This is a genomic window from Pantoea sp. X-Soil-ISGK-421, assembly GCF_059730785.1.
The window spans coordinates 1,499,469-1,523,089 of the sequence record NZ_AP035979.1; the positions used below are offsets into that span (position 1 = coordinate 1,499,469).

At 52.9% G+C, this 23,621-nt stretch carries 23 protein-coding genes; 10 read left to right on the top strand and 13 right to left on the bottom strand.

What is annotated here, in order from left to right:
• Positions 1 to 76 precede the first annotated feature (76 nt).
• From AC6I8K_RS06885 to wrbA, 4 genes are all read right to left on the bottom strand, one after another.
• Positions 77 to 3,622: an Ig-like domain-containing protein gene (locus AC6I8K_RS06885; protein ID WP_497826434.1), complete on the bottom strand. Its 3,546-nt coding sequence runs from the start codon at positions 3,620 to 3,622 to the stop codon at positions 77 to 79.
• Between the two features lie 345 nt (positions 3,623 to 3,967).
• Positions 3,968 to 5,341 carry an NAD-dependent succinate-semialdehyde dehydrogenase gene (locus AC6I8K_RS06890; protein ID WP_497826435.1) on the bottom strand — a complete coding sequence of 458 codons (1,374 nt, stop codon included), beginning with the start codon at positions 5,339 to 5,341 and terminating at the stop codon, positions 3,968 to 3,970.
• Between the two features lie 55 nt (positions 5,342 to 5,396).
• Positions 5,397 to 5,627 (bottom strand): YccJ family protein, encoded by a 231-nt coding sequence (locus AC6I8K_RS06895; protein ID WP_007887329.1) that lies wholly within the window; start codon positions 5,625 to 5,627, stop codon positions 5,397 to 5,399.
• Positions 5,628 to 5,648: 21 nt separating this feature from the next.
• Positions 5,649 to 6,248, bottom strand: coding sequence for an NAD(P)H:quinone oxidoreductase (wrbA, locus tag AC6I8K_RS06900; RefSeq protein WP_064740798.1), 600 nt, complete (start codon positions 6,246 to 6,248; stop codon positions 5,649 to 5,651).
• Between the two features lie 298 nt (positions 6,249 to 6,546).
• On the opposite strand from wrbA, the gene AC6I8K_RS06905 reads away from it, so the two are divergent.
• Together AC6I8K_RS06905 and AC6I8K_RS06910 are read left to right on the top strand one after the other, a co-directional pair.
• Positions 6,547 to 6,711 (top strand): con-10 family general stress protein, encoded by a 165-nt coding sequence (locus AC6I8K_RS06905; RefSeq protein ID WP_071845623.1) that lies wholly within the window; start codon positions 6,547 to 6,549, stop codon positions 6,709 to 6,711.
• Positions 6,712 to 6,821: 110 nt separating this feature from the next.
• Positions 6,822 to 7,736, top strand: coding sequence for a DMT family transporter (locus AC6I8K_RS06910; protein ID WP_497826436.1), 915 nt, complete (start codon positions 6,822 to 6,824; stop codon positions 7,734 to 7,736).
• Here AC6I8K_RS06910 and rutG read toward each other — a convergent pair.
• The 6 genes from rutG to rutA are packed head-to-tail and all read right to left on the bottom strand — an operon-like array spanning position 7,733 to position 12,682.
• Entirely contained in the window at positions 7,733 to 9,058 is a 1,326-nt protein-coding gene (gene rutG / locus AC6I8K_RS06915; RefSeq protein WP_064740800.1) for a pyrimidine utilization transport protein G, read from the bottom strand. The two genes, AC6I8K_RS06910 and rutG, sit on opposite strands and share 4 nt — an antisense overlap.
• 45 nt (positions 9,059 to 9,103) lie before the next feature.
• Complete coding sequence (rutF, locus tag AC6I8K_RS06920) at positions 9,104 to 9,625, bottom strand: NADH-dependent FMN reductase RutF (RefSeq protein WP_483817141.1); 522 nt, start codon at positions 9,623 to 9,625, stop codon at positions 9,104 to 9,106.
• Between the two features lie 15 nt (positions 9,626 to 9,640).
• Positions 9,641 to 10,444, bottom strand: a complete 804-nt coding sequence (rutD, locus tag AC6I8K_RS06925; RefSeq protein ID WP_483817142.1) for a pyrimidine utilization protein D — start codon at positions 10,442 to 10,444, stop codon at positions 9,641 to 9,643.
• Positions 10,444 to 10,839, bottom strand: a complete 396-nt coding sequence (gene rutC, locus AC6I8K_RS06930) for a pyrimidine utilization protein C (protein WP_483817143.1) — start codon at positions 10,837 to 10,839, stop codon at positions 10,444 to 10,446. Before rutC ends, rutD begins: the two co-directional genes overlap by 1 nt.
• Before the next feature lie 41 nt (positions 10,840 to 10,880).
• The gene (gene rutB, locus AC6I8K_RS06935) at positions 10,881 to 11,591 is read right to left on the bottom strand and encodes a pyrimidine utilization protein B (protein WP_064740804.1); all 711 of its coding nucleotides are present in this window, start codon (positions 11,589 to 11,591) and stop codon (positions 10,881 to 10,883) included.
• A complete protein-coding gene (gene rutA / locus AC6I8K_RS06940; protein WP_064741207.1) occupies positions 11,591 to 12,682 on the bottom strand; it encodes a pyrimidine utilization protein A in 1,092 nt (363 codons plus the stop codon). The genes rutB and rutA overlap by 1 nt, the downstream gene beginning before the upstream one ends.
• Positions 12,683 to 12,989: 307 nt before the next feature.
• Between rutA and rutR the strand changes: the two genes are divergently transcribed.
• Both rutR and AC6I8K_RS06950 read left to right on the top strand, forming a co-directional pair.
• Complete coding sequence (rutR, locus tag AC6I8K_RS06945) at positions 12,990 to 13,625, top strand: HTH-type transcriptional regulator RutR (protein ID WP_064740805.1); 636 nt, start codon at positions 12,990 to 12,992, stop codon at positions 13,623 to 13,625.
• A 24-nt stretch (positions 13,626 to 13,649) separates the two neighbouring features.
• Complete coding sequence (locus AC6I8K_RS06950; protein WP_483817144.1) at positions 13,650 to 14,624, top strand: metal-dependent hydrolase; 975 nt, start codon at positions 13,650 to 13,652, stop codon at positions 14,622 to 14,624.
• A gap of 37 nt (positions 14,625 to 14,661) precedes the next feature.
• Here the strand turns inward: AC6I8K_RS06950 and cycA are convergent, their stop codons facing one another.
• On the bottom strand, positions 14,662 to 16,053 hold the full coding sequence (gene cycA, locus AC6I8K_RS06955; RefSeq protein ID WP_064740807.1) for a D-serine/D-alanine/glycine transporter: 1,392 nt from the start codon (positions 16,051 to 16,053) through the stop codon (positions 14,662 to 14,664).
• Positions 16,054 to 16,338: 285 nt separating this feature from the next.
• Here cycA and AC6I8K_RS06960 point away from each other — a divergent pair, with 285 nt between their 5' ends.
• A complete protein-coding gene (locus tag AC6I8K_RS06960; protein ID WP_497826437.1) occupies positions 16,339 to 17,037 on the top strand; it encodes an extensin-like domain-containing protein in 699 nt (232 codons plus the stop codon).
• On the opposite strand, the gene AC6I8K_RS06965 is transcribed toward AC6I8K_RS06960, so the two are convergent.
• Positions 17,038 to 17,712, bottom strand: a complete 675-nt coding sequence (locus AC6I8K_RS06965) for a DUF4396 domain-containing protein (RefSeq protein WP_483817145.1) — start codon at positions 17,710 to 17,712, stop codon at positions 17,038 to 17,040.
• A 564-nt stretch (positions 17,713 to 18,276) separates the two neighbouring features.
• Between AC6I8K_RS06965 and AC6I8K_RS06970 the strand changes: the two genes are divergently transcribed.
• Positions 18,277 to 18,999: an autoinducer binding domain-containing protein gene (locus AC6I8K_RS06970; RefSeq protein WP_497826438.1), complete on the top strand. Its 723-nt coding sequence runs from the start codon at positions 18,277 to 18,279 to the stop codon at positions 18,997 to 18,999.
• 121 nt (positions 19,000 to 19,120) lie between these two features.
• Positions 19,121 to 19,732, top strand: coding sequence for an acyl-homoserine-lactone synthase (locus AC6I8K_RS06975; RefSeq protein WP_483817872.1), 612 nt, complete (start codon positions 19,121 to 19,123; stop codon positions 19,730 to 19,732).
• 32 nt (positions 19,733 to 19,764) lie between these two features.
• Here the strand turns inward: AC6I8K_RS06975 and AC6I8K_RS06980 are convergent, their stop codons facing one another.
• Positions 19,765 to 19,992, bottom strand: coding sequence for a DUF2594 family protein (locus tag AC6I8K_RS06980; RefSeq protein WP_007887303.1), 228 nt, complete (start codon positions 19,990 to 19,992; stop codon positions 19,765 to 19,767).
• 430 nt (positions 19,993 to 20,422) lie between these two features.
• On the opposite strand from AC6I8K_RS06980, the gene uvrY reads away from it, so the two are divergent.
• The 3 genes from uvrY (at position 20,423) to pgsA (ending at position 23,524) form a co-directional block, all read left to right on the top strand.
• A complete protein-coding gene (uvrY, locus tag AC6I8K_RS06985; protein WP_064740812.1) occupies positions 20,423 to 21,082 on the top strand; it encodes a UvrY/SirA/GacA family response regulator transcription factor in 660 nt (219 codons plus the stop codon).
• Positions 21,075 to 22,907, top strand: coding sequence for an excinuclease ABC subunit UvrC (gene uvrC / locus AC6I8K_RS06990; RefSeq protein ID WP_497826439.1), 1,833 nt, complete (start codon positions 21,075 to 21,077; stop codon positions 22,905 to 22,907). The genes uvrY and uvrC overlap by 8 nt, the downstream gene beginning before the upstream one ends.
• A 68-nt stretch (positions 22,908 to 22,975) precedes the next feature.
• Positions 22,976 to 23,524 carry a CDP-diacylglycerol--glycerol-3-phosphate 3-phosphatidyltransferase gene (gene pgsA, locus AC6I8K_RS06995; protein WP_008102316.1) on the top strand — a complete coding sequence of 183 codons (549 nt, stop codon included), beginning with the start codon at positions 22,976 to 22,978 and terminating at the stop codon, positions 23,522 to 23,524.
• Positions 23,525 to 23,621: the final 97 nt, after the last annotated feature.

The window sequence follows — 23,621 nt, forward strand, 5'->3', positions numbered from 1 at the left end:
TTTTTTACACCCATTAACTGGGCAAAAAAACGGATGGAGAACCATCCGTTTGGTTTAACTTCCCGACTGTTTCATTTTAGATAACGTGATACTCATCATCGTTAATGGCAGGCAGTGTGGCGTTGAATTGTGCTGCAATACCATGCGCTGTAGTAACCGACAAATCTTCAGACGTGATTTGCAACGCAATTGCTTCAGGCTCCTGCGTTTCGCCATTAGTCAGCAACGTTTTCTCCGCGTCACCCAGCAGATCGCTGACACCTATACCCATAATGTTCATTGCATCAAGAGCCGATGTCTGGATTAATTCTCCGCTAGATTCAGCAGCAACGGTAAACGTCCAGGCAAAGCTCTCCAGATATTCACCTTTAACCACGATCGAATGATCGCCGTTCTGCGCGTCCAGCGTAAAGGACCAGCGGCCATCGGCGGCTGTCAGCACGCTCCCCACCAAATTATCGTTGTCGAAGATTTGCAGCACGATATTTTGTCCCGCCACACCGCGCAGCAGCGGAGTGGCATCGTCGGTGGTAGCACCGTAGGTCACTACGCTTTCACCGTCGTCGTCACTGAACACGCGGAAATCGATGCGGATGTCGCTTGGGTGTTTGACCGAGAACTCGAACGGTACACCCGGCAGGCTGCCAGTGTCATTTGCCATAACGACATGACGACCAGAATCTAAGGCTTCGGTAGTTTGGAAGCTCCAGCGACCGTAAGCATCTGACATAGTGGTGCCGACATCGCGACCATCGATATTAATGGTAACGATGGAGTTGGCGATAGCCACGCCGGAGAAACCTGGGGTGTTGTCGCTGGTGCTGTCATTTTTGCTGAAATAACCGATGGACTGATTCACCGCATCATGGTTATCAATACCTTCCAGCACGATACCGCGCACCGCATCGGCTGGTGTCACTGTGAAATTAAACGCCTGACTGGTGTTGGCCGCATTTTCACCCGCAGTGAACGCATGTTCACCCAAGGCCAATGCACTGGTAGGCTTAAATGTCCAAAGGCCATTGCTGTTGGCAGTAACAGACGCAATCTCAATGCCATTGTCGTAAATACGCACCAAGGTATTCGCTGGTGCAGAACCTCTGAACAGTGGCTGATTGTCGTCAGTCAAACCATTGGCATTGAGCATACCCGTATTGAAGAAATTATCTGTAACCTGACTGATACGAAACACTGGCGCGGGTTCAACCGGCACTTCAGGTTCCACCGGCGTGACGGGAACTTCAGGTTCAGGTTCAACCGGCACTTCAGGTTCCACCGGCGTGACGGGAACTTCAGGTTCAGGCTCAACCGGCACTTCAGGTTCAACTGGTGTGACAGGCACTTCAGGTTCAACGCTATCCTGGCTGGTAATAGTGAAAGCGTACTCATTGCTGACATTCTCATCACCAAATTTAGCGACAACCGCGTGGGCACCCGCACTCAACGGTTGCGTCAGCACGATCACCCAGTTGCCGTTACCACTGTTGGTTACCGCAGAGCCAATCTCTACATCGCCTTCATACAGACGGACAATTACGCCTTTTGGTCCGGTACCAAACAGGCTTGGTGTGGTATCTGCCGTTTCGTTCGGGCCTTCGCCTTTGTGACCCTCATTGCTGCTGACCAAATCTATGGTGACAGGAACGTGAATGATGATGTCAAACGGTGCCGTTTCAGTGCCATTGCTGGATTTGATCACAAAGCTGTGTTTGCCGTTTTCCAGCCAGGCTGGCCTTACAGGTGTGAACTCCCATGAACCGCTTGCACCCACGCGGCGTTCACCAATTTTGACGTCGTTATCCCAAATTTCCACCAAAGAGCCGGGCTCTGCAGTACCAAACAGAGTTGGGGTATCGTCATCAATCGTTTCGTTTTCACCCACCAGACGACCCACGCCTTTGTCATCACGAATGTAATCGATAACCGGCGTTTGCGGCACTTCAGGCTCAGGATCAACAGGGACTTCAGGTTCCGGGTCAACCGGCACTTCAGGCTCAGGATCGACAGGGACTTCAGGTTCCGGGTCAACCGGTACTTCAGGCTCAGGATCGACAGGGACTTCAGGTTCAGGGTCAACCGGCACTTCAGGTTCTGGCGCGGTGATGGTGAAACTAAACGGTGTGCTTTCTGTACCAGCACTGGTTTTGAAGATCAGATTGTAGCTTCCCACGTCGAGCGTAGGCTCGTAGAACCAAAAACCCGAGCTGTTGGTGGTGAAAGAGCCGATCAACGCATCGCCATTAAACGCATACAGCACAACGTTTTTTCCCGCCTGGCCAGCAAAAGTAGGGGTTGTATCTTCGGTGCTCCCTCCCGGTGTGACCGAACGCCATGAACCGTTGCTGTCATCTTTGACATCATAGATCTCAATTGGCTGGCTTTCGTTGGAAACGATATTCAGTGTAAACGGCTGGCTTTCTGAACCTGCACCGGCTTTGAATACCAGGCTGTGATTGCCGCCAGTCAGTTTAGCGTTATACACCCAGCGACCATCGCTGGCAGACATTACTGAACCGATCTCTTTACCGTGGTCATACACGCGAACCAATACGTTCGGGCCGGCTTTACCGTTGAACTGTGGCGTGGTGTCATTGGTGGTTGAACCAGATCCGATGGCACGCGGGTATTGGCCTGCATCATCAACTACATAGGAAATTTCGACCGGTTTAGTGTCAGGCGACTGAATATTCAATACAAATGGCTGGCTGTCCGTACCGACACCGGCTTTAAACACCAGGCTGTGGTTGCCGCCATCAAGTTTCGCATCGTAAACCCAACGACCGTCGCTGCCGCTCATGACAGAACCGATCTCTTTGCCGTTGTCATAAATGCGCACCAGCGTTTTCGGACCGGCTTCGCCGCGGAACTGTGGCGTGGTGTCGTTGGTGGTGGCGCCAGACTGAATGTAATGCGCGTACTGTCCCGCATCATCAATGGCACCATACACGGAAACGGGTTTAGCATCGGGCGTCTGGATGGTCAGCGCAAACGCTTTGCTCTCCGATCCATCGTTGCCTTTGAACACGACATTGTGATTGCCGCCGTTCAGGTTGGCGTTGAAGACCCAACGACCGTCACGATCGGTCATCACCGAGCCAATTTCCTGATTATTGTCATATACGCGTACCAGCACATTTGCAGCGGCCTGGCCACGGAATTGCGGCGTGGTATCGTTAGATGTTGCGCCAGACTGAATGTAATGCGCATATTCGCTGGCATCGTCAATGGCACCAAAGACCTCAATCGGCTTCGCGGCGGCCTGCGGCACCGATACTTCAAAGCTGTCAGACAGCGGATTCACTGTGCTGTAGCTTACAATCTGCACTTTGAAATCATGCGCGCCCGGCACGAACTTATTGTCTGAATAGACCCATTTGCCGCTAGCGGAGGTGCGAATTTGCGCAATGATTCTGCCGTTGTCGTACAGGAACACGCTGCTGTTAGGTTGCGCGCGGCCTTCAAAGACCAGCACATTGCTACTTGCTAATTCGCCCGGCTGTAAAGTATTGCCGTAGCTTTCAGAATGAATGGCATCAATGATGGCTTCGTTGGCTTTGATCGGCGCATCAACGGATGACAATACGTTATTTAAAGAGGTTGCCGCGGCGGTTGTGCTGCTCATTGCAGATGAGTGTGAAGTCTCGCTTCTGCTGCGCGAGAGGTTACTAGTCGTCGATTTAGACATCGATTTGATCTCTTTTGAAGGCCACGCACCATACGTAGCGATGCGCGCATAATCGGAGATGCATAAAAAAAAGATGATCCGACTTGTCTCAATCCCCGCAGTCAACCGGATTGATTAAAACCAATTCAAAATAATTTCAACAAATACAGAAGTTTAATGTTAGGGCTTAAACTAAAACGTTTTGTTATAAATCGGTTTAAAGCGATGTTTTGGTAAAAAAAGGGCTGCAATGTTAACCATTGCAGCCTCATACATGTACTTAACTAATCTGAATGTCGATGATTAGCCGGCCACGACCACCAATTTCTGGTTGGCGAACTCTTTAATACCCAGGTCCGACAATTCGCGGCCATAGCCCGAACGCTTCACGCCACCAAAGGGCAGCTCGGCCGAAGTGTCGCTTTGGGAATTAATGAAAACCATGCCGGTTTCAATCTGTGAGGCCATCTTTCGGCCGCGCGCAATGTCTTTGGTCCAGACCGATCCGCCAAGTCCGTAATGGGAATCATTGGCCAGCGCTACGGCGGCGTTGTCGTCCGCCACCACATACACTTGTGCCACCGGGCCAAAGAACTCTTGATAGTAAGCAGGATTCTCTGGGGTCAAACCAGTCAGCACCGTTGGCTGGTAATAGCAGCCAACGCCCTCAATGGCGCGCCCGCCAAACTCTACACGCGCGCCATTTTTCACGGCTTCATCAACCTGCTTCACTAAACGATCGCGAGCATCTTTGGATGACAACGGGCCGAGCGTGGTTTTCTCATCCAGGGGATCGCCGGGAACGGCAGATTGCAGGGCGGCGCTGAATTTCGCCATAAACTTATCGGCAATCTTCTCATGCAAAACGAAGCGCTTAGCGGCGGTACACACCTGGCCGCAGTTGCTGAGTCGACCTTGCGCGCCCTGGCGTACCGCTTCATCAATATCGGCATCGTCGAGCACCACAAACACATCATTGCCGCCCAGTTCCAGCGTCGATTTTTTCAGATGCTTACCGGCCTGTTCCGCTACCGCGCTGCCGGCACGTTCTGAACCGGTCAGCGCCACACCTTGCACGCGCGAATCGGCAATCAAATCCGCCACCTGATCGGTGGAGATAAACAGATTGGTCCACGCACCTTTAGGTGCACCGGCTTCTGACACCAGCTTTTCAAACACATCCGCGCAGTGTGGCACGATGTTAGCGTGTTTAGCCAGTACCGGATTGCCCAGCGCCAGGTTTGGCGCCAGCACGCGCATCAGCTGATAGTAAGGGAAATTCCACGGTTCAACCGCGACGATCACACCAATCGGGTGATATTCAAGCCAGGCGTCGCCTACGTCGCTGGCATAAGGTTGCGGCTGCAAAAAGGTGGCAGCATGTTCAGCGTAATAGCGGGCAATCTGTGAACAAATTTTCACTTCACCGCGGCTTTGCCCAATTAACTTGCCCATCTCTTTACTGGCGATGGTTGCCAACTCTTCGGCCCGTTGGTCGATTAAGTCGGCTAAACGGTGCAACACCTGCAGACGCGGCTGAATATCGCCTTTACTCCACGCGGAATGATAAAGCTCATCCGCGGTTTTCAGTGCTTGTTGTGCATAGGCATCATCGTGCTCATCCCACGCTTTTAGCAGTTGGTTATTGGCTGGATTGATACTTTGATAGGCTGACATACAAGGCTCCTTGGCGATGTAAAATAACAAAGGCGGGACATTGCCCGCCTGCAACTTAAACGTTTTTGCGCTCGACGGTTTTATCGTCCCAGGTCAGAACATCCTGGTCGGTCTTTTTAAATGCGCGAATCAGCACTTCATCACTGCCTTGCTGACTCCAGATCTGCTCTGCTAAACGTTCGTCGTAGTTAGCGACCTCAAAAATGGCTTCAGCGATTTCGCGTGAGGTGTGGCGTAACGAAGCCCATTCACCGACGTGATGCTCTTTCGACTGTTCTGTTGTCATGAAGATCTCCTGTTGTGGATTTTATCCTTTCAGCTTTACTGCCAAACCCGCGACGTGTTGGCCCTGAAAACGGGCAATATCCAGCTCTTCCGCCGAGGGTTGACGCGATCCGTCTCCGCCCGCAAGGGTCGTTGCACCATAAGGCGTGCCACCGCGTACGTGGGAGATGTCGAAAAGTTCTTTCGTGCCGTATCCGATGGGAACAATCACCATGCCGTGGTGGGCGAGGGTGGTCCAGACGGAGGTGATGGTTTGCTCCTGGCCGCCGCCGGTGCCAGTGGAAGCAAACACGCTGGCAATTTTGCCGTACAGCGCACCTGAGGCCCAAAGTCCGCCGGTGCGATCCCAGAAGTTGCGCATCTGACCGGCCATGTTACCGAAGCGCGTCGGCGTGCCGACGATAATGGCATCGTACTGCGGCAAATCTTCCGGTTTCGCTTCCGCCGCAGCCTGATTTACTTTGCCGCCAACCTGCGCAAAACGTTCCGCATCCATGCTTTCCGGCACGCGCAGAATCGTGACCTCTGCACCGCTAACACTCTTTGCACCTTCGGCCACAGCTTGCGCCATGGTTTCAATATGTCCGTACATCGAATAATAGAGCACCAAAATCTTTGCCATAGTTTTCATCCTGCTGGGGTGATGAGTATTCAGAAGTATAGAAGAGCCTGAGCAGGCTGCTGTACAGAGGTTAAGCAGCTGCTATAAACCTGCAGCTAACTGCTTGTAACGCGGCGGTTAATTTGCTTTTTCGCTGATAAATGAGTGAATTATCTGTTTCAAAGTATGAATGCGAACCGGAGTTTTTAGCGCGGGTTGTCTATTATTTATCCAGGTGGGCGGAACATCCGTCACCACGCTTCTCACGGCAGTAACGTGATTAGCCCTCAACCTGGATGCTCAATCCCTGGAGGAAATGATGGCACAACATCGTGGAGGATCAGGCAATTTCGCAGAGGATCGTGAAAGGGCCGCCGAAGCAGGTCGCAAAGGTGGCAAAAACAGCGGCGGGAATTTCAGAAATGACCCGCAACGCGCTTCTGAAGCCGGTGAAAAAGGGGGGCGTAGCCGCAGCAAGAAATAGAGTCGCTGCTGGTTAATCTCCCGGCCGCCGGGTTCACCCGGCGGTAACAAGCATTGCAATTTCTCCGCTCTCTGAGCAAACTGACCACCAATTGATTATTTTGGTGCGTTATGTCCGGTTCATCCTCGCGTCTTAGCCTGCGTATTTCACGTCAGGAAATGGTTCTCATCTTTATCACCATGGTTTGGGGCGGCACCTTTTTGGTGGTGCATCGGGCGATGGCGCACTCCGGTCCGTTTTTCTTCGTGGGACTGCGGTTTGCCACGGCCTCGCTTCTGCTGGCGTTTTTCTTCCGTCGCTATCTCAAGCAGGTCACCTGGCTGGAAATTAAAGCCGGGGCCTTAATTGGCTTGTCGATTGCTGGAGGTTATGGCCTGCAAACCTGGGGCATGCAAACCATTTCCAGCAGTCAGTCGGCGTTTCTTACCGCGCTTTATGTGCCGGTAGTACCACTGCTGCAATGGCTATTTCTGCGGCGTCCACCAGGATTGATGGCGTGGTTAGGCATTCTGCTGGCCTTTACCGGTTTGGTGCTGGTGGCCGGTCCGCAGGATGGCAGCCTGACGCTCAACGCCGGTGAGATTGCCACCTTGCTCAGCACGCTGGCGATTGCGGCCGAGATCATTTTGATTAGCCGCTATGCCGGGCAGGTGGATGTGCGCCGCGTGACGCTGATTCAGCTAATGGTAGCCTCGGCGTGTGCCTTCGTTTTAATGATCCCGAATGGCGAATCGGTTCCGGTAATGTCGACGCCGCTGCTGCTCAGCGCCTTAGGGTTAGGCGCGGCCAGTGCCTTAATTCAGGTCACCATGAACTGGGCGCAGCGCAGCGTCTCACCAACGCGGGCTACGGTTATTTATGCCGGTGAACCGGTGTGGGCGGGCGTTGTGGGGCGCATAGCAGGTGAGCGTTTACCGGCCGCTGCGCTATTGGGTGCGGCGCTGATCGTGTGTGGTGTGATTGTCAGCGAACTGCGGATTCGTCGTAAGAAAGCGGTGCCCGAACAGACACCGCTTGAACCTTAAGGATGCTGCCGGGCCGCCTGGTTTGCCAGCGCGGCACCGCGGCGTTGCAGAATCGCGTTAAGAATGATGGCACCAAAGGTCGCTGTTCCGATCCCGCCGAGGGTGAAGCTGCCGATTTTCAGGGCAAAATCTCCCGCACCCAGCACCAGCGTGGTCGCCACCATGATGAGATTCCCGTTCTGATTGAAATCCACATGGTTCTGCACCCAGATACGCGCACCTGCCACCGCAATCAAGCCAAATACCACAATTGAAGCACCACCAATCACCGGACCAGGAATGGTGTGGATCAGCGCGCCAAACTTCGGTGAGAAGCCGAGCACCAGGGCAATGACCGCGGCGGCAACGAAGGCCAGCGTTGAATAGACTTTGGTGACCGCCATCACGCCAATATTTTCCGCATAAGTGGTGACGCCACTGCCGCCAATCGAACCGGATAGCATGGTTGCTAATCCGTCGCCGACAAAGGCGCGTCCCATCCATGGGTCGAGATTACGCCCGGTCATACCTGCCACGGCTTTGATGTGACCGAGATTTTCCGCCACCAGAATGATCGCCACCGGTGCAATCATCACAATGGCCTGCATATCAAAGATCGGCGCGGTGGTGTGCGGCAGACCAAACCACGGCGCATTGGCGAGACCGCTGAAGTCCACCGGTTTGCCAAAGCCCAGCACGTTGGTCAGCAGCGCGTAAATTGCCCACGACACAATCAGTCCTACCAGAATCAACAAGCGCTGGATCATACCGCGCGTGAACACCGCGACAAGGCCGATGCACAGCACCGTCATCACTGCCATCCAGCTGTCAAACATCGAGCCAGACACGCCGTGCACCGCTATCGGTGCCAGATTCAGACCAATCGCCATCACCACCGCACCCGTCACTACCGGCGGCATCAGGCGCTCAATCCAGCCGGTGCCCACTTTCATCACGATCAGACCAATCACCGTGTAAAGCGCGCCGCAGGCGATGACGCCGCCCAACGCCAGCGCCAGATTGGGATTGAGTCCCTGACCGTTAAAGCCGGTTACCGCAATGATCACCCCGACAAATGCCGCGCTGGAGCCGAGATAGCTGGGTACGCGTCCGCCGGTGACCAGGAAGAACAGTAGCGTACCGATGCCAGAAACCAGAATCGCCAGATTGGGGTCCAGTCCCATCAACAACGGCATCAATACCGTTGCGCCAAACATTGCCACAGCATGCTGCAGGCCAAGGACCACCGTCTGCGCAAACGGCAGCGTTTCGTCCGGCGCAATCAGCCCATTATCGGTCAAGGCTGACTTTTTCTGCCAGCGGGGGAACCAGGAACTCGCCATTGTCATCTCCAGGGTGTCAGTGAAAGCGAGCCGCGCAGGGCGGCGTTAGCGGGCGTCCTGCCGTAAAAGGTGATGATATCCACGGTCAAACCACGCCAGGCCGTGCGTTTCATCATTGCGCACCAGCGCCAGCACTTCGCAAAACAGGATGTCGTGTGTCCCGACGCTGACCACTTGGGCCACTTTGCAATCAAACGACACCAGCGCGCCGTCTAACAGCGGAGAACCGCTGGCAAGCGTTTGCCACTCCGCGGCAGCGAAGCGTTCGGCCATCGGCGTTTTGCCGCCAAACAGCGTCGAAAGATTTTCATGTCCGGCGGCCAGCGTGTTGACACACAGATAACCGTTGTCGCGAAATATCGGCCACACCGATGCCGAACGATTGAGACACACCAGCAGCGTTGGCGGCGTATCGGTCACGCTGCACACTGCAGAGGCGGTAAAACCGGCGCGACCGGCTGGGCCATCGGTGGTGATGATATTCACCGCCGCCCCTAAGCACGCCATCGCATTACGAAACGCATCGCGCTCCACAAGGGGTATAACAGGCAGTTCATGCACGCTCATCGGTTGCTCCTGTGATTAGCTGGCCGCACGTTGCGCAGGCGCAGCCGTATCGGCCAGCCAGCGCAGCAGCAGCGCGTTAAAGTTGTCGGCATCGGTGACGCTCATGGCGTGCCCGCCCCAGGCCATCTCAATCAGGCTACCGTTGGGCAGCGCCTGTGCCAGCTGCGGTGAGCAGCTCCACGGCACCAGCAGATCGTCCTGACTGCAAATCGCTAACACCGGCTGGGTGATGCGCGCGACATGTGGCCGGAAATCCGCGCTTTTCAGCGCATGCAAGCGGCGCAGCAGATTTTCCATGCCCTGAAAATGGGCGACATGATGCGCATCTTCCGCGTTAATGCGCTCCTGATTGCGTGCCAGCCATTCAGCGGGATAGAGGAACAGCGGCTGCGCGCGCACAAAGGCTTCAACGCCAACGTTCATCAACAGATCCTGACGCACCTGGAAGCAGCGCTGGGTGTGCGCATCCAGCGAAAGCCAGCCGTTGATCACCACCACGCGATCCACGCGCTGCGGGAAGTCCAGCGCCAGCTGCAGGCCGATTAAGCCGCCCAGCGCATGGCCGATGATGGCGTAATGCTGAATGCCGTGCTGTTCCAGCGCGTGCGCCAGTTCCGCCGCCATCATCGCCATGCTGTAGCCATCCGGCAGCGTATCGGCGCTGCGGCCGGTGCCGCGCTGGTCGTAGGTCACCACGCGATAATGTGGCGTCAGCGCCGCCAGCTGCGGCTGCCAGAAACCGGCTACGCCACCCAAGCCAGACGCCAGCACCAGCGTCGGCGCATCCTCTGCGGTTAAACCTTGAATCTCGAGCTGCATCACGCCTCCTGCTTGCCGATATGGGCAATGGTGGCGATTTCGATCAGCGCATCCGGTTTCACCAGCCCGCACTGAATGCAGAAGCGGGCCGGTTTATCGCCGGGGAAGTATTCGGCGTAAATTTGGTTTATTGCCGCGTAGTTGCTCCAGTCGGTGAGAAAAATCGAGTTAAACGTCACATCGTCCATTGTGCCGCCGGCGGTTTCGATGACCTTTTTGATGGTCTCCAGCACGTGACGCGTTTGCGCAGCGGCATCACCAACGTGTACCACATTGTTGTTGGCATCAAACGGCAAGGTGCCGGAGACGTAGACGACGCCGTCAGCTAAAGTGCCGGGCACGAATGGCGCGATCGGCGTACCGCTGCCGGGCGGAATAATCACACGTTTAGGCATGGCGAAATCCTCTTCTTATGGGTTGCAGATGAAACGGGGTGTTAGCTTTTCAGCGTTTCGCAGAAGGTGTCGGTATCGCTGACCCAGCCAAAAAACGTTTCGATATTAAAAATGGCTGCCTGCTGCGCAAACGCTGGACCCGCCTGATAGGTTGCGTCTTCCAGTACCACGCCGAAATATTCCAGAAAGAAGCCGTCGCGCAGCGTCGATTCCACGCAGACGTTGGTGGCAATGCCGGTAAACACCAGATGGCGGATGCCTCGGCTGCGCAGCATGCTGTCGAGTGAAGTGTTGAAGAAGCCGCTGTAGCGCGGTTTCGGCAGTACGATATCGCCTTCCTGCGGCACAAGTTCATCGACCAGCGCATAATCCCAGCCGCCTTTCGACAATAATGTGCCTTGCAATTCAGGACGTTTGCGCATGGTTTTCAGCGCGTTGGATTTATGGAAATTCGGCGAACCCGCGTCACCGGCTTCAACGTATTGGTCATCCCAGCCATTCTGGAACCAGATAATCTGCATTCCGGCGGCACGCGCCGCGGTCACCGCCTGATGAATTTTGGCAATCACCGGTTTGGTGGCGGAGACATCAAAGCCAGCCAAATCGAGATAGCCGCCTTGGGTGGCATAGGCGTTCTGCATATCCACCACAATCAGCGCACTTTGCTTGGGCGGCAGCGCGATAGCTTCCGGACGCGCCGGTAAGGTGACGTTCGGTAAACTTGAGGTATGGGCGCAAACAACGGTACTCATCAGGCAACCTCCTGCTGGGATGCAATTAAATCGTGGCGACACTGCATTAAGGGCTGAATCCGTTCACCGAAATCTTCGATGCCTTGCAGGAAGTCGTCGAAGGTCAGCAACACGCCTTGCGTGCCATCGACTAAAGCAACTTCATCCAACATTCGTGCCACATTGGCGTAAGAACCCACTAGCGTGCCCATATTGATGTTGACCGCTGAAGTCGGATCGGCCATCTGGCGCACGTTAGTGTCGCTGCCGGATTTGGTGTCCTGCTGACTTTGTGTGGTGAGCCAGGCGAGCGCTTCTTCATCGGCTCCGGCTTTGTAGTGCTCCCATTTGGCGCGAGCGGCTTCGTCGCTCTCAGCGGCGATAATCATAAACAGCACATAGGAACCGACGTCGCGGCCCGCTTTATCGGCAGCTTGCTTCATGCGCGCGGCGGTTGGCGCGAAGGCGGTTGGTGTGTTAACGCCTTTACCGAAACAGAAGTTGTAATCGGCGTGCTGCGCCGAGAACGCCATGCCGGCATCGCTCTGTCCGGCGCAAATCACCTTCATCGGTTTTTGCGGCTGCGGGCTGACGCGACAATCGTTCATGGTAAAGAATTCGCCTTTGAAATCGCTCTGGCCGGTGCCCCACAAATCGCGCAACACGGTGACGTATTCGGTCAGATATTGGTAGCGGCTGGAGAAGTAAGCATCGCCGGGCCACAAGCCCATCTGCTCGTACTCCGGTTTCTGCCAGCCGGTCACGAGATTGACGCCAAAGCGGCCATTAGAGATGGAATCAATGGTTGATGCCATGCGCGCCACAATCGCGGGCGGTAAGGTCAGCGTGGCGGCGGTGGCGTAGATCTCAATACGTGAGGTCACCGCCGCGAGTCCTGCCATCAGCGTGAAGGATTCGAGGTTGTGATCCCAGAATTCGGTTTTACCGCCAAAGCCACGCAGCTTGATCATCGAAAGGGCAAAGTCGAAGTGATAATGCTCCGCTTTCAGTACGATCGCTTTGTTGAGTTCAAAGGTCGGCTTGTACTGCGGGGCATGGGTGGAGATCAGCCAGCCGTTATTACCAATCGGGATAAAGACGCCAATTTTCATGTGAAACCTCTCTGCATTAGACGGGGACTGCTTCACGCGCTGCGCTGCTTCCTGCACGCGTCCTGCGGGCGGCGCTCCATCACAAAAGTGCAAAGCCTGTGCCACATTTTTAAAAGACTTAGATAACAAGATGTTAAAATCTTCGCCTGCTCTAATCTGGAGTAATTGGTCCAATTCAGACCGTTTGGTCAAAACGTTCTGCACGTTTTTCATGCGCGGTATGGTCAAAAAAGGTGCAGGCGAGCCATTAGGCAGGAAAGAGGGCCTTTGTTATGATGCGTTCAGGCAGGACGGAAGAGGTAACAGTGTGAAAAGCGATGAAAAAAAACCGGGGCGTCGTTCGCGTGCGGTCGCCGCAAAGCGGGCAGCCATTCTGGAAGCGGCGTTAACCTTCTTCTCGCAATACGGCATTCACGGCACCAGCCTGGATAAAGTGGCGGAGCGGGCGGATGTCTCTAAAACCAATCTGCTGTATTACTATCCGTCGAAAGAAGTGCTGTATATAGCCGTTTTAAAAGAGATTCTCGATGTGTGGCTGGCGCCGCTGCGCGCGCTGCAGCACGATCACGATCCGTTGACGGCGATTGGTAAATACATTCGCCTGAAACTGGAAGTCTCGCGCGACCATCCACAAGCGTCGCGTTTGTTTTGCCTTGAGATGCTGCAGGGCGCGCCGCTGTTGAAAGGTGAACTCGCGGGTGATTTAAAAGCGCTGGTGGATGAGAAGGCGGCGATTATCGAGCAGTGGATCGCCGAAGGGCGGCTGGCGGGCGTGCAGCCGCAGCATCTGTTTTTCCTGCTGTGGGCCACCACGCAACACTATGCCGATTTCGCTTCTCAGGTGGAGGCGATTACCGGCCAGACGTTGAACGATCCTGCGTTCTTTGAACAGACGCTGGAAAATGTACAGCGCATGATTATTGAAGGGATCCGCGTGCGCTGATCCCGCTTTTTTCAAGGAGAGTGGATGGATTCGTTATCGCAACTGACATTAGGCGCGGCGGTTACCGTTGCGGTAATGGGCAAACGCGTTCCGCTGTGGCAAGCGGCGCTGGTAGGCGCGGTGGCAGGGACTTTGCCGGATCTCGACGTGTTTATCGATCATGGCGATGCCATCCGCAACATGACGCTGCATCGCACCGAAAGTCATGCGCTGATATTTCTCACTTTAATTGCAGCGCTGCTTGGCTGGCTGGTGGCCGGAGCAACGCGCAGTCGATCGCACTGGCGCGGCTGGACGCTGGCGATGTGGTTGGCGCTGGTCACGCATCCGCTGCTGGATCTCACCACCGTTTACGGTACGCAGTTGGGCCTGCCGCTCACTGATTTCCCCTATGCCATTGGCAGCATGTACATCATCGATCCGCTCTATACTTTGCCGTTGTTGATTGCGCTGCTGGTCGCCCTGTGGCGACGAGATGCTGTGGGCTTGCGCTGGAATCAGGTGGGATTATTAGTGAGTACACTGTATCTCGGCTGGAGCATGGTGGCACAAAGCATCGCCACGCAGCACATTGAGCAAGATTTGACGCAGCAAGCGGTGCAACCTGAGCAATTGCTGGTGACGCCGACCGCATTTAACACGCTGGTGTGGCGTACGGTGATTATGACGCCGGATCGTTATGGCGAAGCTTATTGGTCGCTGTTGTCACCGGGGCGTCCGCTGCAGATCAGCTGGCACGATCGTCAGCCCGCGCTGTTAGCGCCGTTTAAAGGTCAATGGCATGCCGAGCGTGTGGCGTGGTTTAGTCACGGTTTTTACGCGATGAAGCAGCAGGGCGAGCGGACTTTGATCAGTGATTTGCGGATGGGTGAAGAGCCGAATTACACCTTCACCTTTAATCTGGGAGCGCCGCAGTCACCGGAGATAGCGCCACAGCGTGAACCTTCGGTGCGTCCTTCGCTGGCGCAAGCATGGCACAAATTACGCGAGCGACTCTGATTGCGTAGGGTCGCCATTTCTGGCGACCCATAACGTTTTACGCTTTGCGACGACGCAATAACCAACCCATGGTCAGCATCACGAACCACAGCGGCGTCACCATCAACGCCTGGCGGGTATCTTCCTGCAGCGTCAGCAGTACCAGTACAAAGGCGAAGAATGCCATACATACCCAGCACATAATCTTGCCCAGCGGCATCTTAAATGTTGATTCAGCATGACGCTGTGGATGCTGCTTGCGGTACGCCAGATAGCTGCACAGGATGATGGTCCAGACGAACATAAACAGAATCGCCGACACCGTGGTCACCATGGTGAACACCGTCATCACATCCGGGATCAGGTAAATCAGCGCCACGCCAGCCAGCAGACACAGGCAGGAGAAGAACAGGCCAGTTGTTGGCACCGCACGCGACGAGAGGCGACCAAAGGATTTATGTGCCACGCCTTGTTCCGCCAGGCCATACAGCATACGGCTGGTAGAGAAGATGCCGCTGTTAGCGGAAGAAGCAGCGGACGTCAGCACCACGAAGTTGACGATGCTGGCGGCGGCAGGCAAGCCAATCAACACAAACATCTCAACGAACGGACTGCGGTTTGGCAGCACCTGATTCCACGGCGTTACCGCCATGATCACCATCAGCGCCAGAACGTAAAACATAATGATGCGCAGCGGAATGGCGTTAATCGCCCGTGGCAGAACTTTGTGCGGATCTTTGGTTTCTGCTGCTGCGGTGCCCACCAACTCAATGCCGACAAAGGCGAAAACCGCAATCTGGAAGCCGGCAAAGAAGCCGCTCAACCCTTTCGGGAACATGCCGCCGTGATCCCAGATATTGCTTAATGCCGCGGTGCCACCGTTGGGTGACGGATAATGCAGGCTCACCAGCACAATACCGGTGATGATCAGCGCCACAATAGCGACGATTTTGATAATCGCGAACCAGAATTCCATCTCACCAAACAGCTTCACCGTGGCGATGTTCAATGCCAGGAAAACAAAGACGCACAGCAGGGCGCTCATCCAGATGGAGAAGTCGGGGAACCACAGCTGGAAATAGGCGCTGATGGCGACCACATCGGCAATGCCGGTTACCACCCAACAGAACCAGTAAGTCCAGCCGGTAAAATAGCCCGCCCACGGACCGAGTAAATCGGCGGCAAAATCGCTAAAGGATTTATATTCGAGGTTAGATAACAGCAGTTCGCCCATGGCGCGCATGACGAAGAACAGCATAAAGCCAATGATCATGTAGACGAAAATGATCGATGGGCCCGCGAGGCTGATGGTTTTACCCGAACCCATAAACAGCCCGGTGCCGATGGCGCCGCCGATAGCAATCAGCTGAATATGACGATTGTGCAGGTTACGCTGGAGTTTATCCGGCTGTTCGGCCTCTATGAGCGCCTCTTTTGATTGATCAACCATAAATTTTTCTTTCCTGTCGGGGGATGTTGTGTCAGCTCTATTGGCTGATGAGGTATGTGCCTTTATCCAGGCAAGGGGCATAAGATAGAGGAAAGGCAGGCAGTTTCGGTAATGGTTTTTCCCCCTGAGTGACCTTTTACGCACTTAGCTGTGTCAGTAATTATTTACAGAGTTTAAAGTGCAGTCATTTTGCGTAAATCTTCAACAATTAAGCGATTTACGTCACTTTTCGCGCGTATGACTTCTACACTTGTTAGTTCATTTCATCAGTAAAAGTGAGGCATTGTGCGCGCTCTGTTCGCCATCGCGTTGCTGGCTGTTTGCGGCTGGCTCAGTTTGCCGTGGTTAAAAACGCATCTACCGCCTCAGTGGAATCCCTTTACGCCGCTTAACGTCACCGATCCGCCGGGTTGGATGACGCGCTACAAGCTAAAAAAATTGAGTGGCGATCCGGCTGCCTGCATGGCGGTGATGCGGCAAGCCAGCGAACAGCGGCTGGTGCAATTTCGCGTGGTGCCCCCGATGCAAGGTGATTGCCCGATTGACCAGCCGCTGCGGATCAGCGGCTACGGTGACGTCACCCTGAGCAGCAGTTTTCTTGCCAGCTGTCCGATGGCAGTGACCAGCACCATGTTCGTGATTAACAGCGACAGCGCATTACGTCAGGTGGGTTTCATTAGCCCGTTGAAACGCATTGCCCATGTCGGCAGCTATGCTTGTCGCAATATTTATCATCGTCAGGAAGGGCGTTTGAGTGAGCACGCTAGCGCCGATGCCTGGGATATTACCGGATTTCAACTGGCGAATGGGCGCTGGTTACAGGTAGGAAAGAACTGGCAACAGCCAGAAGATGCGGCGGCAGGACTGCACGCGCTATGGCGCAATGGTTGCGCCACTTTCGGAAATGCGTTGGGGCCGGATTACAACGCCGCGCATGCCAGCCATTTTCATCTCGGCATACGTGGATCGGGTTACTGTCGCTAGCTAAGCCGCAGGATTAAGTCCTCGTTTTATCAGGAAATGATTAGCTGGCCAGGAGAAAAGAAAGCCAATCATTATTGCTAGTTGCAGCATAAACCAGAATGCCACCAGCAGCGGATTGACCTGCCCGTTCAGCACAAACTTTAGAGCCAATGCCATAAAGATAAAAATACCTAACTGATAAATCAGTAGGGGGAAAACCTCGGTTTTCATTGCTAATAATAAGGCGCTGCCAAATGAATGTTTTTCACGTTGGCGAATAGCCAGAAATTGAAAAAGTAATCCCATAAACAATGAAGCGATAACGCAAATAAGCGCTTGCATCCATAATGTCGGATTAATGGCAAAGTGTTTTAGTAAGGTGACTATCGGGATTGTCATTATGTCGCCGAATATACAAGCTGCTGCAGATAATGATGTGGAAATAAAGATAGTTTGCCAGCTGGCATTACTGCGTATTTTTTGTGGAACCAATAAAGCAAGCTTTTGCTGTTGTGATGGTTTACGACCCAAGTACCACCAGGCGATCCAACCAATAAAGGGCAGATACAACCCTGTTATTGGCCAGATGATATTCATTACCGCAACAGGATGCGGATGGCGAAAAAGATCTTTTAAAATCATCAGGGCTGTGCAGCCGCCTAAAACAAGGAAAGGTAATGCAAATTGGTTCAACATAGTCAATTCCGCTGTTTTCCCACCTACCTGCGACAATGCGCCTGAGCCGTGTTGGAGCACTGTCTCCCATTACCCATTTACCCTAAATTTTTTTCTCCGTAAGAAGTAAGCGTAGCCGTAAATCAGCCCGAGAGAAATTACCTCATTACTTGAGGAATTATCTTAACCGCAGAAAGGGGTGGAATTAAGATGTTGCCAAAACGCATTCACCGTACATACCCCTCTCAATGCAAAAGAATCTGCTCTGCTATAGGTTAATTTTAGTTAATGACGATGCTAAAAATTTATCAATCTAACGATCATTTTCAATCAATCGGATGATTGAAACTACTTCAGAAAAATCCTATTCTAATCAGCTGAGGAATTAACGTTGTGAATCTGTTAACAAATAACGTCAACCTACACATTCCCTTTACGTTAACGTATTGACATTATTGGAGTTGTGAACGTTTTTACGAATTTGCTCTCTTTTCAATCAATAATTTTTGTCAGGCTAATTTATTTTTTTTGCGTTAACACTAACTAATTTCAGAATGTAAAGCGTGAAATAGCGCTAGGGCAATAATGACGACCGATAATTATTTCGTCTGGCGAGGCGAAATGGAAAATGAATTTATGGCGCTGACAGAAGCGGCGCAATTGAAATCACTATTGCAACAACAGATTGAAAAACTGGGTTTTGATTACTTTGCTTTTTTGGTTCAACACCCGGTGCCTTTTACCCGGCCGCGCCTGTTTTTGTTCAGTACTTACCCAGAAAGCTGGGTAAAGCGTTACGAAAGTGAGAACTATTATGCGGTTGATCCCGTGCTATTACTCTGTCAGCGGCCTGGACGCGGTGTGGAATGGACGCGCGATTTGTTTACCGGCGCGGGTAATTTATGGGCAGAAGCTAATGCAGCAGGATTATTGAGCGGCTTTTCCTGCTCGGCAATGGCACCAAATCGTACCATTGGTATATTATCTATTGCATCGACGCTTAACAGTCAGACGCAGCACTTACGCATAGAGTTAGAGGTGAAACTGCATCTTCTGGCGGAACTGAGTCTGCGCGTGTTAGAACGTCTGAATGACGATTCAATGGTCGTTTTATCTAACGATTTTAGTCAGCGTGAATTAGAAATTCTGAAATGGACGGCTGAAGGAAAAACTTCTGCGGAAATTTCACTTATTTTAGCCATATCTGAACATACGGTGAACTTTCACCAAAAGAATATGCAAAAGCGTTTTAATGTTTCCAATAAAACGCAGATTGCCTGTTATGCCGCAGCGACTGGCTTGATTTAGCGAAAACGCAACTACTAATTTTAGTAGTTCCTTCTCCAGTGTCAGTTGTCTACCCTGCGCGCAACGTTGCCAGGCTGGCTCAAAGAAATCATTGCATACATGGGGATGTCAGGGGCGCATGATGAAAGTAATTCAAACACAGCTTAAGGATATGCCGTCCTCACTGTTGGCAGAATTGGGAACGTATCGCTATAGCGTATTTGCGCGGGGTGAAGGATGGTCAATTCCCCCGCGATTAAGTACGCCTGGGCAAGAGTACGATCGTTTTGATCGCTCGGATGTTACCTGGCTGATAGCCTGGAATGCACGTCAGGGGATTTGCGGTTGCGCACGTCTGCTGCCATGGCACGAACCGGAAGTGCCGGAGGGCTTTGTACTGCCTTTCGATCAGGAGAAAGTGTGGGAAATGTCGCGCTTCTCGGCACGCCTTGAAGTGGATGCGGAGTTGCCGCTCACTATTTTGTGGCACTCAGTGCAATTAGCCGAACTGAGTGGCATGGAGTATTTGATCAGTTCAGCTACGCCGATGCTGGAAAAAATGTTTGAACAACATCAGGTGGTCTACGAACCTCTTTCACCGGGCTTGATCCAATCTGAAGACAATCTGTTTGCCATTCGCATTCCGGTAAATCAACCGGCGCTGGCAGAGAAGTATCGTGGAACGCGACGCTTTAGTCCGGAGGAAGTGCTGCCATCGTTAGGTGTATCGGTGAACTGGCAGTCACACAGTTAACTACCCCGCGCATCACGCGCGGGGCACATTGTTTATTGACGATACGCGGTTTTGATCTGGCGAATGGTATTGTTAAACACTTCCGCCTGCGGCTTATCGCCTAGCGATGCCTGCACATAACGCTCCATGTTGATGATCACCTTACCGGCGTCGGCTTGACCCATTCCTTTCAGAATCAGCGTCACCATCATTTTTAGACAGGCCACTTCGTCTGCCAGCGCCTGCGTGTCTCGTGAAGTTGCGAAATCTTCATCACTCATATTTGACTCCTTGGTGGTGTTACTCAATGTAGACACATTCATCTTGTGCGTAAAAAAGAGAGTATATCATATGGTTGTCAGTCGAATTTAATGCAGCCGAAGCGGTAAAAGCCACACGACGATTTAATTGCTCTTTGCGCTATTTATCAGCAAATGAATTAGGCGTTTAGACCTTATTTATTGAGCAAACATAATGCAGCAATAAAATTGAGCTATAAATTATAACTTAATGATATTATTGATTGTTTTACTTGTCTAGTTTTGCATGTTATCGCAGCTTCGCTGCAAAAGCATGATCAAATGAATGTTATTGATTTACATCATTTCGTTTGAGATTTATCTGTGCCGATAGATGTTTTTTCCACCTGAAAACCGGTAAGATGGCCACTTGAAATATATTTCCCTTTCTTAACTTGCGGAGTACTTCCCGTTGATCAGCTTGCTTCTTGTTGATGACCATGAACTGGTACGCGCCGGTATTCGTCGCATTCTGGAAGATATGAAAGGACTTGTCATAGCCGGTGAAGCTGCCTGTGGTGAAGACGCGGTAAAATGGTGTCGTAGTCATCCGGTCGACGTGGTGCTGATGGATATGAATATGCCCGGCATCGGCGGCCTGGAAGCGACACGCAAAATTGTGCGCTTTAACCCGGATATCCGCATCATCATGCTGACCATTCATACCGAAAATCCACTGCCGGCGAAAGTGATGCAGGCGGGCGCAGCGGGTTATCTCAGCAAAGGTGCCGCGCCGCAGGAAGTGGTGAGTGCGATTCGTTCGGTGCATTCGGGGCAACGCTACATCGCCTCGGATATTGCCCAGCAAATGGCACTCAGCCAGATTGAACCGCAAAAAGCAGAATCACCGTTCAGCTGTTTGTCGGAAAGGGAATTGCAGATTATGCTGATGATTACGCGCGGGCAGAAGGTGACGGAAATCTCCGAACAGCTTAGTCTCAGCCCGAAAACCGTTAACAGTTACCGCTATCGCATGTTCAGTAAGTTGAATATCAGTGGCGACGTCGAGTTAACGCATTTGGCCATTCGACATGGCCTGTTCAATGCGGAGCCATTAATCAGTAGTGAGTGACGTTTTCAATTCCAAAGCCTTTCTCAGCACCGTGACCAGCCAACCCGGCGTCTATCGTATGTACGATATGGCCGGCACGGTGATCTATGTTGGTAAAGCCAAAGACCTCAAAAAGCGCCTGACCAGCTACTTCCGTACGCAGGTGGGCAGTCGCAAAACGGAAGTGCTGGTCAGCAACATCCAGAATATCGACGTCACCGTGACGCACACCGAAACGGAAGCGCTGCTGCTGGAGCATAACTACATCAAGCTCTACCAGCCGCGCTATAACGTGCTGCTGCGTGATGACAAATCCTATCCTTATATTTTCCTCAGCAGCGATAGTCATCCGCGCCTGGCGATGCATCGTGGTGCGAAGCATGCCAAAGGCGAATACTTTGGGCCGTTTCCAAACGGTTATGCGGTGCGTGAAACTCTGGCGCTGCTGCAAAAGGTGTTTCCGATTCGCCAATGTGAAAATAGCGTGTATCGCAACCGTTCGCGCCCCTGTTTGCAATATCAGATTGGCCGCTGCCTTGGCCCGTGCGTTGCGGGTTTAGTAAGCGAAGAGGAGTATGCGCAGCAAACCGATTACGTGCGTCTTTTCCTCGCAGGGAAAGATGATCAGGTTATCAATCAGCTGGTTAAGCGCATGGAAAAGGCCAGTGAGGAGCTCCGTTTCGAAGAAGCGGGGATGTTACGCGATCAGATTCAAGCGGTAAGGCGCGTAACTGAGCGGCAGTTTGTCTCTAATCAGGGTGAAGATCTGGATGTAATGGGCGTCGCCTTTGATGCCGGGATGGCCTGTTTACACGTGCTGTTTATCCGTCAGGGTAAAGTGCTCGGCAGCCGCAGCTATTTCCCTAAAGTGCCCGCGGATACTGAACTGACCGAAGTGGTGCAGACCTTTGTCGGGCAGTTCTATCTGCAAGGCAGCGAAGCGCGCACCTTGCCGGCAGAAATCCTGCTGGACTTCAATCTGCCCGAACGTGAGCTGCTGGCCGAATCACTCAGCGCATTAGCTGGACGCAAGGTGAATATTCAAAGCAAGCCGCGTGGCGACCGTGCGCGCTACCTGAAGCTGGCGCGTACCAACGCGGCAACCGCGCTGACCACCAAGCTTTCACAGCACTCAACCATCCAGCAGCGTCTGGCGGCGTTAGCGACGTTCCTCGAACTCGATACCATCAATCGCATGGAGTGCTTTGATATCAGCCACACCATGGGCGAGCAGACCATCGCGTCCTGTGTGGTGTTTAATCGCGATGGCCCACTGCGTTCCGATTATCGTCGCTACAACATTGAAGGCATTACGCCGGGCGATGATTATGCGGCGATGAATCAGGTGCTGCGCCGCCGTTATGGCAAAGCGTTGGAAGAGGACAAAATCCCTGACGTGATCATTATCGATGGCGGTAAAGGTCAGTTAGCGCAGGCAAAGCAGGTGTTCGCCGAACTGAATGTGCCGTGGGATAAAGATCGTCCGATTCTACTCGGCGTGGCGAAAGGCAGCGATCGTAAAGCTGGCCTGGAAACGTTGTTCTTTGAAGCGGAAGGTGAGGGCGTTTCCTTACCGCCGGACTCGCCAGCACTGCATGTGATCCAACATATTCGTGACGACTCTCACAATCATGCGATTTCAGGTCACCGGAAAAAACGTGCCAAGGTGAAGAACACCAGCGCGATTGAAAGCATTGAAGGCGTAGGGCCAAAACGGCGTCAACAGCTGCTCAAGTATATGGGCGGCCTGCAACCGCTGATGAATGCCAGCGTTGATGAGATTGCGAAAGTGCCGGGGATTTCCACTGCGCTGGCGGAAAAAATCTACTACTCACTTAAACACTAACGTTGAAAGAGGGGGGGCAATGTAGGAACATACATGAAACCCTACTCACACCAGACAGTTACTGGCATATGCAATTTAACATTCCGACGTGTCTTACCCTGTTTCGAGTCGTACTTATTCCCTTTTTTGTCCTGGCGTTTTATCTGCCATTTCAATGGGCTCCCTTTGCGACTGCACTGATCTTTGTGATTGCTGCGGTCACTGACTGGTTTGATGGTTTTTTAGCACGTCGCTGGAAGCAGACCACGCGTTTTGGCGCGTTTCTCGATCCAGTAGCTGACAAAGTGCTGGTGGCGATTGCGCTGGTGCTAGTGGCGGAACATTTCCACGCCTGGTGGATTACGCTGCCAGCTGCCACCATGATCGCTCGTGAAATCATTATCTCTGCGCTGCGTGAGTGGATGGCGGAGATTGGTAAACGTAGCAGCGTAGCGGTGTCATGGATCGGCAAGGTGAAAACCACCGCGCAGATGTTCTCGCTGTTTGCTTTGCTGTGGCGTCCCGAAGCGACAGTTGTCGGTGTGGGTGTTGTTGCGCTGTACATTGCGGCAGTGTTGACGTTTTGGTCAATGTTCCAGTATTTGAGCGCGGCACGCGGCGATTTGCTCGATAGCTGATCGATGCGATTTAAAAAGCAGCAAACGGACGCAGTGTGTGGATAATTCTATTGACTCATTGCGTCAGATAAGTAGAATGCATCGCATCGAACGGCAG